This is a genomic window from Pseudomonas sp. MPC6, from assembly GCF_006094435.1.
GTDB lineage: Bacteria > Pseudomonadota > Gammaproteobacteria > Pseudomonadales > Pseudomonadaceae > Aquipseudomonas.
Genome location: NZ_CP034783.1, coordinates 2,481,008 through 2,496,260 on the forward strand (window position 1 = coordinate 2,481,008; position 15,253 = coordinate 2,496,260).

Sequence of the window (15,253 nt, forward strand, 5' to 3'; positions counted from 1 at the left end):
GCCCACTAGTCCCGCACGAATCGCTGCACCATCACCCGTAACAAACGATCATCCTCTCCCGCTGCGCCAATCACCTGCAGCCCCACCGGCATGCTCTTCACCTGCCCCACCGGCAGGCTGATCGCAGGCAGCCCGGTGAGGTTCCAGGCACTGGTATGGCTGAGCAGCGCGGCACGCACATCGATGTCCTGCTCACCCACCCGGACCTCGCGCGCATCAATTGCTGTCGCGGTAATCGGCACGCTGGGCGAGACCAGGAAGTCATAGTGCTCGAACAGGCGCGCCATCGCCGCCTTGAGCCGTGCCTGGCTGGCCAGGGCGCGGATGTATTGCCAGCCCCTTACTTCACGCGACAATTCGAGGCGCTCGCGCACCTCCTGCTCGAACGTGTGCGGTGCATCCTGCATGCGCTCGGCATGCACATCGAAGGCCTCGGCGCGTTGCAATACCAGCAAGGTATCTTTCATTGCGGCCGCTAGCGGCTCCAGTTCGGCAGTATCCTGGAGCGCCTCGCCAAACAGCTGCTGCGCCGCCTGGTACACCTGCCGATCCAGCTCGGCGTCGACCGGGCCGAAGCTGCCGCTGGTGATCCAGCCGACCCGCAACGGTCGAGGGTTGGCCGCGGGTGCACAAACCCGCCCAGCCACCACCTCGAACAGCAGGCGCGCATCCTCGACGTGGTTGGCGATCGGGCCCACGTGGTCGAGGCTCGATGACAGCGGGAACACCCCCTGAAGCGGCACGCTGGCAAACGATGGCTTGAAGCCGACCACTGCGCACAACGCCGCCGGAATACGGATCGACCCGCCGGTGTCGGTGCCCAGCGCCAGCGGCACCATGCCGCTGGCCACCGCAGCGGCGCTGCCGGCGCTGGAGCCGCCAGTGATGCAGCTGGCATCCCAGGGGTTACGTGCCGCGCCCTGCAGCGAGCGGTCGCCGGTCGGGCCGTAGGCGAATTCGTGGGTCAAGGTCTTGCCGACAATGACCGCGCCCGCCTCGCGCAGGCGCTGCACGCACAGCGCATCGCGGCTCGGCTTGAAGCCTGCGAAATGCGCCGAACCGTAGGTGGTGACGTAGTCGAAGGTGTCGATGTTGTCTTTGACCGCCACCGGGATGCCGTGCAGCGGGCCCAGGTCCAGGCCCTGGGCGAATAGATCGTCGGCCTTGCGCGCCTGGGCCAGCGCCACCGGTGCATCGACCTGAACGAAGGCGTTCAAGATCGGATTCAGACGCTCGATGCTGTCCAGGGCTGCTTGAGTCAACTCGACACTCGTCAGGCTGCCCGCGCGCAGACGTTCGGCCAGTGTGATGACCGATTGACCAAAAAAATATCCAACGTGAGGAGGCTTCGCCAGGCTCATACAAACAACTCCATCAAACTGCTGCGGGTAAAGGGGAAGGGGTGACCTGCCGACTGCCGGGACGCACCATCAGCATTGCGCTCATGCCCAGTGCAGTGGCCACCGCCGCCGCCACGAACATCGACGAGTAGCCATAGCGCACGGTCAGGTAGCCGGTCAGCATTGGCGCGATAAACGAAGCGGTGTTGGCGATGAAATGGGTCATGCCGCTGTAGGCTCCGACCCGGTTGGACGGCGCGGTGTCGATCACCACGGCCCAGTAGACCGAGTTGGGCAGCGCGTTGAGGGCGTTGGCCAGGGTCATCAGGGCAATCACGCCCCACACGGTCTGGGCCTGCGATACCAGGATGAAACAGAGCGTGGTCAACAGCAGGCAAGTCGCGGCCAGCCAGCTGCGTGCCACCTTCAGGTTGCCGGTGCGGCGCAACAGCAGGTCGGAGATCTTGCCGCCCAGTAGCACGGTGAAGCAGGCGCCGGTCCACGGAATCATGCCCATGTACCACAGCGACGACAGGTTGTAGTGGAACTCGTCCTGCAGGTATTTGGGGGTCCAGGTCAGCAGCAGGAACGTCACGTACACGAACGAGAAGTAACCGACCGCATTGAGTATCAGGTCCTTGTTCTTGAAGAAATGCCATATCGGCGCAACGCTGGTGGTCGGGGTTGAAGCATTGGCTGCCGCGGCGCGTTCCCGTCGCAGGAAATCAAGCTCGGCCTTGGACACCCGCGGGTTCTCATCAGGGGTGTTGGTAAAGCGCGTCATGAAGAAAATCAGCAGCGCCAGGCTGACCACGCCCAGCACCACGAACATGCTGCGCCAGCCGCCAGTCAGGGTTTGCAGACCTACTGCTACCGGGGCGGTGAGCAGCGCGCCCAGTGGTGTGCTGAGCAGTCCAACCGAGACCACGAAGCCGCGTTCCTTGGGCGTGGCCCAGTTGGCCACGCTTTTGTTGATTACCGAGTAGGCCGGGCCTTCGGCAAAGCCGAACAGCACACGGATAGTGGCGAAACCGGCCATGGCCGAGCCTCCCATGAATGCCAGCCCGAGGTCACCGGCAAACGCGGTGGCGATCTCGAAAATCGACCAGGTGGCACCCGCAATCAGCCAGATGCGCTTGGCGCCAAAGCGGTCGGCCAGGATGCCGCCGATCAACGCCCCGAGGATGTAGCCGTAGCCGAAGTAACCCAGGACTTTGCCCCAGTCGGCCTTGTCGAAACCGTACTCCGGAAGAATGCTCGCCGAGGCATAGGCAATCGCGCCGCGGTCAATGTAGTTGAGCAGTGCCATCAGCATGATCAGGAAGAAAATCTGGTAGCGGAAAGACGGAATAGCTGCGCTCTTCATAGGGATCTGACTCTTCAAAATGATGGCAGAAGTCAAAAAGTCGGCCGCGTCCGGCGTATTTTTATTGTGTTGCCCAAACGTTTGGGTAGGCAAAATGTAGAGACGGAGAAAGTTTTAGTCAATCGTTTGGGTAAAGGTTTTTTTTCCGGGAAGAGGTCCCGGTTGAGGTAGAATCCCGCGCTGAATAATGCACGGTGGAAGACGCTCAAACATGCCGAATCAATCTCGCCCCGCCACCCTGAAGTCCATGGCGACTGCACTCGGGGTGCATGTCTCCACGGTATCCCGGGTGCTCAATGGCGACCCGGCCGGGGTTGAGCGAGCGGCGTCGGCCGAGGTGGTGGCGCGTATCCGCGCGTTGGCCAAGGAGCTGGACTATCGGCCGAACACCCAGGCATCCAACTTGAAACTGCGTAAAAGTCAGGAAATCTGCGTGCTCATGCCACGCCTCACCGACCTGGTGATGGCGACCATTTATGACAGCATCGACAGTGCGGCCGAGGAGGCCGGCTACCTCACTTTCGTCTCCAATACCGACGACCTGCAGCCGCGCCAACTGGCCCGTGCCGAGCATGCCTTGCGCCGCTCAGTGGCCGGGTTGATCGTGGGTGACTCGCACGTGGGTGAAAACCAGCCCCTACTCGATCTGCTTACACGCAAGCACATTCCCTACGTGCTGGTCAGCCGGCAGATTGCGGGCCACCTCGCGGCGGCCAGCGACGACGAATTGGGCGGCTGGTTGGCGGCCGAACATTTGTATCTGCTGGGCTGCCGCGAGGTGGCGATCCTGGCTGGCGAACGGCATGCGTCCACCGGCGCTGATCGTACCCGCGGGTTCATCCGCTATTACCGTGAGCAAGGTGTCACCCTGCGCCCGGAGTGGATTCTCAATGGTCCTTTTGACAGCCACACCGGGCACCGACAAGGCGAGTATCTGTTGGGGCTCGACCCGCGCCCGCAGGCTTTTTTTGCGGTCAACGACTTCCTTGCCATCGGCCTGATGGGAGCCGCGCGCGACAAAGGGTTGCAGCCGGGCAAGGACATTGCCGTGGTCGGCTTCAACGACATCCCGCTGGCCAATGAACTGATCGTTCCACTGACCAGCGTGCGCCTGCAGATGGCACAGATGGGGCGGCATGCGGTGGAGTTGCTGCTCAAGCGCATCAAGGGCGAGGCCGCAGAGTCGATCATCCTTGCGCCGCAGTTGCAGGTGCGGGCGAGTTCCTCGTTGTTGCGCGAAAACCCAAGTGCTGGCCCGACAGGATGAGCAAAGCGGCCCCGTCCATGCTGTCGGTAAGCGCCGTCAAACGTTCAAGGGACGTGGGTGCCGGCATTTCCGGTAACGGGTGGCTGGGCCAAACCCAGTCGTGCTCCCGAACATCCTCGCTATTGAGCGCCCCGACCTTTTCAAACAGAGGACATGATGATCTGTTACGACCTGGAGTTTCCTGAGCGGGTACGGCTACCGGCATTGGCGGGTGCGGAGCTGCTCTGCGCTCCGGTCAATTGGCCCGATGGCCCGATGGCCCACGACCGGAAACCGAGCGCCCAGCTGAAGTCATACGCGTTCAGGCGAATGCGGCGGTCAACCGCATGTTCATCGCCGCGTGTGATCGCCACGGCCACGAGCGCGGGGTCGACTGGGTTCAGGGATCGGTCATCGTCGACGCCGACGGTTATCCTCTGGCAGGGCCGACGGAGCTGGCAGGCGAGCAGATTTTGCTGGCGACGATGAACCTCGCCCAAGCGCGTAACAAGCGCATCGGTGACCGGAACGACGTGCATTGCGATCGTCGTCCTCAACTCTATGGCAACCCACTTCAGTAACAGGCAATAGGGGTTACGCACTGGTCGCGATGACATTGAACCTGTTCGCTGTTCGCCGCGATACCGATGCACCGCTGCCATTTGTTGAACCCTGAGTGCTTATGATCGAACCGCCTCGAATGGCTGGAGGCCGTCATTCCGGTTTCCGCCTGGAGCAGGGCTTACTTCGCTGCCGTGGTTGCGCTGCTCACCTCTCTATAGATTGCCTGCAGATTTTCTGTGCGTTCCCGCGTATTGGGGTGGCGCATCACCGGCGATTTAACGATGTCGTGCATACTTTCAGCCAGCGCCTCTCCATCGTTGCTTGGGGGCTTGGCGGGCGCCGAGGGTTCCATCTTGGGCAAGTCCGCCTCAAAGGCATTGATCGAGGCGGCCAGGTCCTTATTGTTGGGGTAGACATGGCTGAGCATCCTCACTGCACAGGAATCGGCCTGCAGCTCCTGGTCCACGTGGTGCTTGGTGAACTGTCCTTTTTCCAGCTTGACGCGGTCGACGACGATGGCCGGGTTGCTCTTGGCAGCTTCCAGGGTGTCGATTAGCTCCTTCTTCACTGAAAATGAGTCCACGACCAGGCTCTGCATTTCCTTGGTTTCGTGGCGCTGCAGTACGTGGGACACCTCGTGGGCCAGGGCGAAGTAGGCCTTGGGCTGGCGTTCGGGACTGTCGAGCAGCCCTTGATCGATGTACAAGTAGCCACCCGGCAGGGCGAGGGCGTTCCGGTTGGAGGTCTTGAGGATGAAGAGCTTGAACCTGTAGTCGTAGGGTTCGTCGACGCTGGCGAGGATCTCGCGCAACATCTTATCCGCCGTGGGGTAGTACTTGCGCCCCAGTTTACTCTCGCGCGACAGGACGTCCGTGCGCGCGTTGTGCTGGCGTTCGGCGTAGAGCTCCTCGGCCGTCATCGGCATCCAGTTGAGTTGCTTGGCGGCCAGTCTGGTCGAGTCGGAAAGCTTGTCGGTGCCGGGCTGGGCAGGCGTCTTGCCCAGCAGGTGACCGAGCTGGCCTGGCAGGTCCTTTATACTTTCCTTCATGCTGAACACCGCCAACGAGGCAAAGTTGTCGGTCAGCTGGTAGGGCTGGACCAGCTCCGGGCAGTTTTTGTCGAGCACCACCAATGCCCTGGGGGAGAGGGTGGTGATCTGTTTGACTTTTACATCACTCTTCGCGGAATCGAACGGGTTGGACAGTTGTGATGCACTGCAGGCGGCCAACAGGGCGGCGAGTGCCGGTGCCCAGAGCGTTGCGTTGCACAGTTTCATGAGACCTTCCGGAACAGGCCCGAGCCTGTCATTTTAGTTGTTGCTGGAGTTGGTTGATGCGCAAGTCCCGGGCGCCGTAATATCCCTCCTCATCGAACGTCGCTGCTTCGTAGATCAACCGCTGGGTGGCGTCCGGGACGTCTTTGCGCAGCTGTTCCAGACGCTTGCGCACCGCTGGGTCTTTCTGGGCCTCGGCGAGGTTGGCCTGAGCCTGCTGGGGATTGAACGGGCGATCTTCCTCCAGCTTGCGCCCGCCGACTTTGTGAGTGTTGGCCACGCTGTCCAGCACCGAGACCAGCGAACCACATTCGACGGGTTTCGATACATCACTCGAGAACGCCGCTACCACCCGGTCCCAGGCGCTGCTCCTGGACTTCAGGTTGAGCGCTTGCAGTCCCTTGCACTGCTCGCCCATGGCACTGGTGCCAAAGAGCAGAAGCAGGGCCATCACAGGCAGGTTCAAGGTTGTTTTTCTCATCGTTTGGCTCCACTAGTAATGGGTGACGATCAGGAGCAGGGCATAACCCAGCAGGGTGAAAAAAGTCACGCGCCGCACCAGCAGCGCGAGTGCCACCCAGAATTCACGCACTTTGAATTGCTGTGCAATTTCACCGACGATGAAATACGAGCATCGCTGGTAGAGCGTGCGTCTGGGCTCCGGGTGTTTGCGCAGTTCCGTGGCAACTATTTCCTGGAATCGGTCCGAACCCTCTTTATGCGCCTTGTCCAGCCATCGGACCAATCCCTGGCGCTGGCGGTGTCCTTCTTCCACGGCCTCGTGCACCGCGCCGACAAAAAAGCTCTCGATCAACATCCCGAGGGCGATGGGGATGGGCGAGAGCCAGTAGTCGCTGGTGCTCAACAGATAAAGCGAAACGAAAGTGGTCACCAGGACCAGCCCGATCAGGGCACCGCCGAGGACGAATACAAAAAATGGAGAGATCTGGCGTTTCCAGGGCCTGTGGCTGAATCGCATGGCGAAATAGCGCCGCCAGCAGAAGCTGATGAACCCACCGAAGAGCAGGCCAATGCCAACCTCCCCAGCGAAACCGAGCAGATGACTAAACTCGTTCGCTGGATGCACAAGGGACATGTAGGCCGCCGCATGTACCTCGACACCGTACATAATGCCCAGAGGGGTCAGGTAGGTATCATCGTCGCCATAACTGCCACCGAAGAACACCACCGGTAGCTCCCACGGGCGCTGAAACCCTGGCCACTCGGAAAGCAGATCGCGCTGTGACGGCAGAACCAGGGCCGATACGGGACGTAACCCCGTGATGTATTGCCTGGGGTTGATCAGAAACTCCTTGGGCTTGTTTTTTGTCGGCAGGTCCAGGCAATTGCCGTCTTGTCTGCTCGAGTACGCCAAGACGGCCTTTGCCGCCAGCTTTTCCTTATCGCATTCGATTTTAATGACCAGGCCATAACGGAAAGGCAAGCTCGGCTCTCCAAAGTCGATATTCGCCGCTTTCATCCGCTCCTTCCAATTGTTGATGACTTTTGTTGCCTCCTCGTCCTTCAGCTTGAGTGGTTCCATCAGCACCGTCCTGGTAGTGCGTGGACTATTTTCCAGCAGCTGATTGAGCGGCTCCTGACAACCCGCGCGGCTCAGGGTGGAGCGTGCCTCTTCCTTTTTCGCCGGGGGCGACAAGTCCAGATCGATGACCACCAGCTTGGGCGGTATAGGGAGTTCGTAGAGAAACTTGAGGTCGGCCCACAGTTGGCAGCGATCCAGCGGAGAGCGTTCGTGGTAGTAGCCTTCATAGCTCCGTTGGTCTATAACGACCACTGCAACTTCAGGGTGGGTTGCATTGGCCGAGACGTCCATCGCGCTGAGGTTGCCAAGGCCGATAAAGGCATAGCTGTCGATGGCATCGAGCACATGAAAGTGAAGATGGCCAATGGTCACGAGTGAGGCGACAACCAGGGCACCGGGCAGATGGTGCGGCAGATGGTGCGGCAGATGGTGCGGCAGGTGTGCAATCCCACGACCTATCGCCCGCAATACATCCGCTCCCCAACGGACAGGCCGCCATCGCCTTGAACCGGTTTTTTGAAATGCCTCTGGCATTTCGTGCGCTCCGTGACCAGAAAACCCTGAGGGCAGGCCGCTGCCGTCTGAGCGTCACTGCTTGGGCCAGAGGCGGGCACCCGGCAAGGTTTGGTGTCCAGAGAAGGCGAGACGCTATCCATGAAATCTAGCAGCTATCACGTGCTTCGCGTGCTCGGTGGCTGCAAATACGCGCCGACTTTGCGTCGGAAGAAAATTGACAATAGCACTTTAAAGTATAAGGATATTCCTAAAGGATATTACGGCGCGATCAATCGCTTTCCATCTACGCCCCTCACGGGGCATAAGTAGTTGGCTGACGCCGTGAATTAGCCAAAAAAAAAAGGAGCCCAGAACCGATGAATCTTGCAACGAGATTCGGCCTCAAGACCAGCATCAGCGCCTGCGTGTTCATGCTGGCGACCGCAGCAAACGCCGAGCCCCAAGGGCAGAAAATCTACACCCAGGGGGGCGCGTCCCCTGCAGCCATGGCTTGCGGCACCTGTCATGGCGCCAATGGGATGGGCACCGATAGCGCAGGGTTTCCCCGTCTGGCAGGGTTGCCGCAGGGTTATCTGGTCAAGCAGCTTGAGGATTTTCGCTCGGGCAAGCGGGCCAACGCCGTGATGCAACCCATCGCATTGGCACTTGAGGAGGCCGAAAGCAAGGCGGTAGCCAGCTATCTGAGTGCACTGGATATCGCTGCGCGCAGTGTTGCTCCGGACCCCGCGGGAGGTCCTGGCAGCGCTGCTGAAAAACTGGTCAAACAAGGAGACTGGAGTCGTAACATTCCAGCCTGTGTGGCGTGTCACGGAGTGGGTAACCGCGGCGTGGGAGAAAGTTTTCCTCCGCTCGTTGGCCAGTCCGGCGCCTACATTGCAACCCAGTTGAATGCCTGGCGCAGCGGTACGCGCAAGAATGATCCAAATGACTTGATGAGTCATATCGCGCGCTCGCTGAGCGACACTGAAATTAAAGACTTGTCAGCCTATTTCGCCAGCCTGAGCGGGGAGGCTAAACAATGAACTTTCCAGCGAAAATACTGCTCACCGTCGCGATAGCCGTGCCACTTCTGGCTGCGAAGACGTATTACGAAGAGCGCGACATGGCGCCCATCGTGAAGGACCCGGTCGCACAGCCAGACGTTGGCAATGCGCACAAGGATGCAGCCGTGGCGGGTGAGCCGACCCAGCCATCCAGCCCTCTGGTATTTACGCCACCGCAAGAGTCGGAGCTGCCAGACAATGCATTCGGGGAGCTGGTGCGGGAAGGGCGGGATATTTTTACCAATACCCAGAAGCATGCTCCTGAGTTTGTAGGCAATGGACTCAACTGCAGCAATTGCCACCTCGATCAAGGTCGCAAGGCGGGGTCTGCTCCTCTTTGGGGGGCGTATGGCATGTACCCGGCCTATCGAAAAAAGAACAACAAGGTCAATACGTTTACCGAGCGCATGCAGGGTTGCTTCGAGTTCAGCATGAACGGCAAGGCACCCGCCAGTGATAGCCATGTGATGAAAGCGCTCGGCACCTATGCCTATTGGCTCTCGACCAAAGCGCCGGTGGGGCAGGACCTGCCAGGGCGCCTCTATCCGGTTATCCCGGCACCGGAAAAAGGCTTTGATCTGGTCAAGGGCAAACAGATTTATGCCGACCAATGCTCCATCTGCCATGGCGGCGAAGGGCAGGGCCAAAAATCCGCAGGCGTGTTCGTATTTCCGCCGCTTTGGGGCAAGGACTCTTACAACTGGGGCGCGGGGATGCACCGTATCAATACGGCCGCCGGTTTCATCAAGCAAAACATGCCGCTGGGCAAGGGCGATTCCCTGACGGATGACGAAGCCTGGCATGTCGCCGCTTATATCAACAGCCATGAGCGACCACAGGATCCGCGTCTGGTCGATAACTCCGTTGAAAAGACCCGCAAGAAATACCATGAGGGCGACGGCGTCAACTTATATGGAGAGTCCGTCAATGGTGTGATGCTGGGGCAAGGCATCAACTAACCGACTCAACGCCGGCAGCGACGCCGTGTGTGAACACGGCTTCGCGCAGCGCATCTTCATCTGGCAAGTTTCATCTCGCGCAGGCGGCATTAGTTCGCCGTACGCCGTGTCCCTGCCATCCGACGGTTGGACTTTTCCTCGAGCTGGATAGCGAAATCCATGGCCTCTCGGTAACTACGGAAGTCCCAGGTCTTGCCGGTGTATCGCTCGACGACCTGGAAGATGCCGAGCCTCATGGTCACCACCTGAAAGCGCACGCCACGGCGCGATTTGAGTCGCTTGCGCCGGAAGAAATCGATGGGTGCCACATTGGAGTGGACAAGCAGGTCGTCTAGCTCATCGATGCGCTGCACAAAGGATGGATGCATGGCTGATCCTCTTAAGTAGAAGCCTGTATGCGTAAGCACTCGTGCCGCTAGTTGCTTGCCAATGCAGGCAGAGGTGAGTTCTGGACTAAAAGCTGATGGATCTATTGGCGGGAGCACAAACGGTCCAGCCCTGAATGAAATAGATAAGTCTATTTTTGGCCATCGTGCCGGTTTTTTTGTTCACATGCCGTTCGTCCAAAGTTCGCCGCTTGTTAGTGTCTTGCCGTATCTAATGTTCAAGCACATACCTCGCGCTTATCAGAACGGAGAGCCAACATGGACATTGATGAAAATGCCCCTGGAAACATATCTCAGAAGGGCGTAACGAGCGGTACGGATAATGAAGCAGGCCATGACCCCAGGCGCAATGAATCTGAGGTGCCGTTGCCGGCGGACGACGAAGCGCCAGTGGATGAAGAATTGGCGGATCTGGATACCGATGGCGGGGGTGGATACGATCATGGCAACGGATTGAAGCCGTAATGGATTTGGTTGGATCAGGTAGCCGGTGACATCGGCACACCTTCATCCAGAGGTAAATCAACGCAAGATCAAAAGATCGCAGCCTCGCTTCGCTCTGCAGCTCCTACTCGATCACCGGTGGACAGATGAATTGTGGTCAACGCCGAACCTGGTAGGAGCCGGCTTGCTGGCGAAGGCGTCGTCATGGGCGCTGCAAGGCTCGAGGCCGCTTCGCCGGCAAGTCAGTCTCGCTCCCACCAAAAGCCCCCCGACCCCAGGCGCGATAGCGCGGAGTCGAAAAAGGGGCGGAGTCTCGAGTCTGTAGTGATGACTTAATCCCACATATTGGGTTCATAATTCATATATTGAACTTATTTCGGCTCTGGTTTATGGTCTGCCGTACCCAAGGGACCCGGCGGTTATCGGGCACCGAAAATAAAGACAATAAAAGGAATTCAGCCCATGACCGGTCCTTCGCTGGACAGCCGTCTGCACGCCAGCACCATGAAGAAGCTCAATCTGAAGCTGATTCCGTTCCTGATGCTGTTGTACATGGTGGCTTACATCGATAAGTCGAATATTTCGGTGGCGGCGTTGACCATGAACGCCGACCTGGGCCTCAGCCTGCGGATGTACGGTATCGGCGTCGGGTTGTTCTTCCTCACCTACATCCTGTTCGAAGTGCCCAGCAGCCTGATCCTGACCAAGGTCGGTGCGCGGCGCTGGATTGCGCGGATCATGATCACCTGGGGCATCATCGCCGCGGGCATGAGCTTGATCCAGAGCGCCAACCAGCTGTACGTCATGCGCCTGCTGCTCGGCGCCGCCGAAGCCGGTTTCACCCCCGGGATCATCTACTATCTGTCGCAGTGGTTCCCGCGCAGCGACCGGGCCAGGGCGATGTCATGGTTCTACATTGGCGCGGCACTGGCGTCGGTGATCGGCCTGCCGTTGTCGGGCGCTTTCCTGCATCTGGACGGTCTGTTGGGGGTCAACGGCTGGCGTTGGTTGTTCCTGCTCGAAGGCATCCCGGCGGTGGTGCTGGGCATCGTGGTCCTGCGTTACATGCCTGACTCGCCGACAGCCACCCACTGGCTGGACAGCGCGCAGAAAGCGTGGCTCAGCCGCACCCTGCAGGCGGAACAGGCGACCACGGTGATCTCTCACAAAGACGCCTGGCACGTCGCCTTTCGCAGCCGCCAGGTGTGGTTGCTCAGCCTGTTCTGGTTGCTGCAGGCCTTCGGCACCATTGGCGTAACGCTATTTCTGCCGCTGATCGTGCAGTCGGTATCGAAGCAGGGCTCGTTCGTCGTCAGCCTGCTGTCGGCGATGCCGTTTTTCCTGGCCTGTGTGTTCATGTACCTCAACGGCCGACATTCCGATCGCTCCGGCGAGCGAGGCTGGCATCTGGGTGGGCCGCTGTTGCTGGCCGGGGTCATGCTCGGCCTGGCGGTGTTTACCGGCAACCAGTGGCTGGCGTATGTGCTGCTGGTGGTGGCGGTCGGCCTGAACTGGGCGGCGACGCCAGTGTTCTGGGCGACCACCACCGAATACCTGTCCGGGCCCGCGGCCGCCGTGTCGATCGCCTTGATCAACTCCATCGCCAACATCGCCGGGCTGGGCCTGCCACCGGTGATGGGCTGGATCAAGGACGCCACCCATAGCTACGATTATGCCTTGCTGCTGGTGGCCGTCGCGTTGCTGGCCGGAGGCCTGCTGGGCCTCTATCTGGGCGGCGAACGCAGCCGCAGGGCCACGCATGTTGCTGCTGTCCAGGAGGGGCATTGATGAAATTTACCGTGCTTAAAGTCGCGCATCTGCCGCCGATGCTCAGCGAGCGGCTGCATGCCGATTATGAGGTGCTCGAGGGCAGTGAGCGCGGCGACGAACTGGATGCCGCCCAGGCCCGGGGCATCCGCGCCCTCGTCGCCAATGGCGAGTCTCGGGTGCGGGCCGGTTTGATCGATCGCCTGCCTGACCTGCAGGTGATCATAGTGTTCGGTGTCGGTTATGACGGTATCGACGTCGAGGCTGCCCGGGCCCGTGGCATTGCGGTCACCCACACGCCGGACGTGCTCACCGAAGACGTCGCCGATTTCGCCATCACGTTGATGCTCGGCACTGCCCGTCGCCTCGCCCAGGCCGACCGTTTCGTGCGTGAAGGGCGGTGGCAGCAAGGGCCGTTTCCATTCACCCGCAAGGTCAGTGGCAAACGCCTGGGAATCGTTGGCCTGGGTCGGATCGGCAAGGCGATTGCGCAACGCGCCGCGGCGTTCGACATGCACATCAGCTACCACGGTCGGCAGCCGCTGGCGGTGGATTATCCGTATTACGCTTCGGTGACCGAACTGGCCGCGGCGGTGGATTTTCTAGTGGTCGCCGTCGGCGGTGGGGACTCGACTTATCACCTGATCGATGCCGCTGTACTCGATGCGTTGGGCAGCACAGGCATCCTGATCAACGTAGGGCGCGGCAGTGTGGTCGACGAGGTGGCGCTGGCACAGGCATTGGCCGAGGGTCGTCTGCTGGGTGCCGGGCTGGACGTGTTCGAGGATGAACCTCGGCCGCACGCTGGCTTGCTGGACCTGGACAATGTCCTGCTCGCGCCGCATATGGCGAGTGCCACCTGGGATACGCGCCGGGCGATGTCCGATCTGACCTTGGCCAACCTGGCCGCGCATTTTGCCGGGGAACCGTTGCCTACGCCGATCCCGGGGTGACATGAAGCCCCGGTGGCACGCGGTCAGAGCGTCTCGCTGATCCGCTCATATTCGGCTTCCAACCAGGCTGCGCGGTCCCGGGCCTCCTCGATGGACGAGAATGAATCTATGTTCTTTCCGCACTCGGTATCGACCGAGAACATCGCGGTGCCATGGGTAGAGTGATCTATGACTTGGAATTTCATGTGGGGACCCTCGGCGCTGGAGCCGGGTAATGGGAAATCGAAAAGGCCGGTCGAATCAGTGACGGCGGATAGTAATGAGCGCAATTGGGCGTCAGTGATCCGTACTCGTTGGTGAATTTTGACTAGCGGGACCAATGGATGTTCAAAAAATCGCAGCCTCGCTTCGCGGGGCGGCTCCTACAGGGTATGACTGGCGCGCTTGCACCCTCCTGAAAAAAAGTATCAGTCCGCATCACCTCACGCGTTAGCCACCACCCTCCTTCGATGGGATTCTTCCCTCGGCGCTCGTCGATCCTGTTACGCACATGTCGGCTGCGGCTTTACCTACAAATACAAAAAAAGGAAAAACCATGGTCACTCGCGAATCGTCTCGAGGGTTGTTGCTGGGCATGCCTGTCTGTCTGATATGGGGTTACGTCGCCATTGCTCTGTTCATGACAGGGGACGGCATCGAGCTGGCGTTCCTGTCGCGGTACATCGTCGACCTCGGTTTCACGCCGACCCAGGCTTCCTTGCTATTCACCGTGTATGGCCTGCTCGCAGCCTTGTCCAGCTGGAGTTCCGGGGTGTTGGCCGAGACCTTCGGCCCGCGGCGGATCATGTTGGTCGGCGTCGTGGCCTGGCTGGTCTTTCATGGGTTGTTTCTGACGTTCGGCCTGAGCGCGCAGAACTACCCGTTGATGGTGCTTTTCTACGGCATCCGCGGGCTTGCCTACCCCTTGTTCATCTACGCGTTCCTGGTCTGGATTGCGCAGGTCACGCCCGGTGCTCGCCTTGCCTCGGCGATGGGTTGGTACTGGACGATGTATTCCATTGGTATCGGTTTTCTCGGTACGTATCTGCCAAGTCTGAGCATCTCGCGGATCGGTTTTATCGGCACGCTGTGGATGGCGACATTCTGGGTCGCGCTGGCGGCGCTGTTGATTGTGTTCATGGTCAAGGACCGAGGCGCGGCGCGCGAGGATACGCCTGCACGCCTCGCCGAGCGTTTGCGCGAGTTGAGCCGAGGGGTCACGATCCTGTTCGATCAACGCAGCATTCTGATCACGGCCATCGTGCGCATTATCTGCAACCTGACGCTGTTCGGTTTCCCGGTCATCATGCCGCTGTACCTGACATCGGCCGAGATCGGTTTCACCATGGAGCAATGGTTGCACCTGTGGGGAGTGATGTTCATCGTCACCATTTTCACCAATGTGATCTGGGGATGGGTCGGTGACCGGATCGGCTGGCTGCGGCAGATGCGCTGGTTCGGTTGTGTCGGCGGTGCGCTGGCGACCCTGGCGTTCTATTACGTGCCCCTGATGTATGGCGCCCAGTTCGAACTGGCGATCGTCGCCGCGGTGGCACTGGGCGTTTGCGTCTCGGCGTTCGTGCCCATGGGCGCGGTCTTTCTGGCTATTTCCCCCGAGCGCAAGGGCGCGGCCATTTCTGCCCACAACCTGGCCGCCGGGCTGTCGAATTTCATGGGGCCGGCCATCGCGACCCTGACGATTTCCTGGCTGGGGGTGCAAGGGGTGGTGTGGGTCTATGCCTCGTTGTACCTGGTGGGCGCGGTGTTGACCTGTTTCATTCGTGTCGAGCAACCCGGACTCGGGACGGACGCCGAGCCGGTTGCACATTTCCCCACCCGGGCCCGTCCTGAAAAAGCGATGTGAACAACGAGAT

At 60.1% G+C, this 15,253-nt stretch carries 14 protein-coding genes and 2 pseudogenes; 8 read left to right on the plus strand and 8 right to left on the minus strand.

From position 1 onward, the window contains the following. Nucleotides 1-5 precede the first annotated feature (5 nt). Nucleotides 6-1,361: an amidase gene (locus ELQ88_RS13690; RefSeq protein WP_138965675.1), complete on the minus strand. Its 1,356-nt coding sequence runs from the start codon at nucleotides 1,359-1,361 to the stop codon at nucleotides 6-8. A 13-nt stretch (nucleotides 1,362-1,374) separates the two neighbouring features. Continuing rightward, a complete protein-coding gene (locus ELQ88_RS13695; protein ID WP_138965677.1) occupies nucleotides 1,375-2,706 on the minus strand; it encodes an MFS transporter in 1,332 nt (443 codons plus the stop codon). 211 nt (nucleotides 2,707-2,917) lie between these two features. Here ELQ88_RS13695 and ELQ88_RS13700 point away from each other — a divergent pair, with 211 nt between their 5' ends. Next, nucleotides 2,918-3,973, plus strand: coding sequence for a LacI family DNA-binding transcriptional regulator (locus ELQ88_RS13700; RefSeq protein ID WP_138965679.1), 1,056 nt, complete (start codon nucleotides 2,918-2,920; stop codon nucleotides 3,971-3,973). Here ELQ88_RS13700 and ELQ88_RS34640 read toward each other — a convergent pair. Then, nucleotides 3,945-4,130, minus strand: a pseudogene (locus ELQ88_RS34640) (LysR family transcriptional regulator); the annotation flags it as partial. The gene ELQ88_RS13700 and the pseudogene ELQ88_RS34640 overlap by 29 nt on opposite strands. On the opposite strand from ELQ88_RS34640, the pseudogene ELQ88_RS13710 reads away from it, so the two are divergent. Then, nucleotides 4,127-4,533, plus strand: a pseudogene (locus ELQ88_RS13710) (nitrilase-related carbon-nitrogen hydrolase); the annotation flags it as partial. The pseudogenes ELQ88_RS34640 and ELQ88_RS13710 overlap by 4 nt on opposite strands. Before the next feature lie 161 nt (nucleotides 4,534-4,694). Here ELQ88_RS13710 and ELQ88_RS13720 read toward each other — a convergent pair. Genes ELQ88_RS13720 through ELQ88_RS13730 form a run of 3 tightly spaced genes read right to left on the minus strand, consistent with a single transcriptional unit; the run spans nucleotide 4,695 to nucleotide 7,866 of the window. Then, nucleotides 4,695-5,792: a M48 family metalloprotease gene (locus ELQ88_RS13720; protein ID WP_138965681.1), complete on the minus strand. Its 1,098-nt coding sequence runs from the start codon at nucleotides 5,790-5,792 to the stop codon at nucleotides 4,695-4,697. A 28-nt stretch (nucleotides 5,793-5,820) separates the two neighbouring features. After that, a complete protein-coding gene (locus tag ELQ88_RS13725; RefSeq protein ID WP_138965683.1) occupies nucleotides 5,821-6,270 on the minus strand; it encodes a hypothetical protein in 450 nt (149 codons plus the stop codon). A gap of 12 nt (nucleotides 6,271-6,282) precedes the next feature. Continuing rightward, nucleotides 6,283-7,866, minus strand: a complete 1,584-nt coding sequence (locus ELQ88_RS13730) for a CHASE2 domain-containing protein (RefSeq protein ID WP_138965685.1) — start codon at nucleotides 7,864-7,866, stop codon at nucleotides 6,283-6,285. Nucleotides 7,867-8,204: 338 nt separating this feature from the next. Between ELQ88_RS13730 and ELQ88_RS13735 the strand changes: the two genes are divergently transcribed. Together ELQ88_RS13735 and ELQ88_RS13740 are read left to right on the plus strand one after the other, a co-directional pair. Then, nucleotides 8,205-8,870 (plus strand): c-type cytochrome, encoded by a 666-nt coding sequence (locus ELQ88_RS13735; protein WP_138965687.1) that lies wholly within the window; start codon nucleotides 8,205-8,207, stop codon nucleotides 8,868-8,870. Beyond that, the gene (locus tag ELQ88_RS13740; RefSeq protein ID WP_228761608.1) at nucleotides 8,867-9,850 is read left to right on the plus strand and encodes a c-type cytochrome; all 984 of its coding nucleotides are present in this window, start codon (nucleotides 8,867-8,869) and stop codon (nucleotides 9,848-9,850) included. Before ELQ88_RS13735 ends, ELQ88_RS13740 begins: the two co-directional genes overlap by 4 nt. A gap of 89 nt (nucleotides 9,851-9,939) precedes the next feature. On the opposite strand, the gene ELQ88_RS13745 is transcribed toward ELQ88_RS13740, so the two are convergent. Further along, nucleotides 9,940-10,218, minus strand: coding sequence for a hypothetical protein (locus tag ELQ88_RS13745; RefSeq protein WP_138965689.1), 279 nt, complete (start codon nucleotides 10,216-10,218; stop codon nucleotides 9,940-9,942). 276 nt (nucleotides 10,219-10,494) lie between these two features. Here ELQ88_RS13745 and ELQ88_RS13750 point away from each other — a divergent pair, with 276 nt between their 5' ends. The 3 genes from ELQ88_RS13750 (at nucleotide 10,495) to ELQ88_RS13760 (ending at nucleotide 13,400) form a co-directional block, all read left to right on the plus strand. Then, nucleotides 10,495-10,701 carry a hypothetical protein gene (locus tag ELQ88_RS13750; protein ID WP_128871486.1) on the plus strand — a complete coding sequence of 69 codons (207 nt, stop codon included), beginning with the start codon at nucleotides 10,495-10,497 and terminating at the stop codon, nucleotides 10,699-10,701. 441 nt (nucleotides 10,702-11,142) lie between these two features. Continuing rightward, nucleotides 11,143-12,468, plus strand: a complete 1,326-nt coding sequence (locus tag ELQ88_RS13755) for an MFS transporter (protein ID WP_128871485.1) — start codon at nucleotides 11,143-11,145, stop codon at nucleotides 12,466-12,468. Further along, nucleotides 12,468-13,400, plus strand: a complete 933-nt coding sequence (locus tag ELQ88_RS13760) for a 2-hydroxyacid dehydrogenase (protein WP_138965691.1) — start codon at nucleotides 12,468-12,470, stop codon at nucleotides 13,398-13,400. The genes ELQ88_RS13755 and ELQ88_RS13760 overlap by 1 nt, the downstream gene beginning before the upstream one ends. A 23-nt stretch (nucleotides 13,401-13,423) precedes the next feature. Here the strand turns inward: ELQ88_RS13760 and ELQ88_RS34110 are convergent, their stop codons facing one another. Then, nucleotides 13,424-13,585 carry a hypothetical protein gene (locus tag ELQ88_RS34110; protein ID WP_161599961.1) on the minus strand — a complete coding sequence of 54 codons (162 nt, stop codon included), beginning with the start codon at nucleotides 13,583-13,585 and terminating at the stop codon, nucleotides 13,424-13,426. Between the two features lie 350 nt (nucleotides 13,586-13,935). On the opposite strand from ELQ88_RS34110, the gene ELQ88_RS13765 reads away from it, so the two are divergent. Further along, nucleotides 13,936-15,243, plus strand: coding sequence for an MFS transporter (locus ELQ88_RS13765; RefSeq protein ID WP_138965693.1), 1,308 nt, complete (start codon nucleotides 13,936-13,938; stop codon nucleotides 15,241-15,243). The last annotated feature ends 10 nt before the right edge of the window (nucleotides 15,244-15,253 follow it).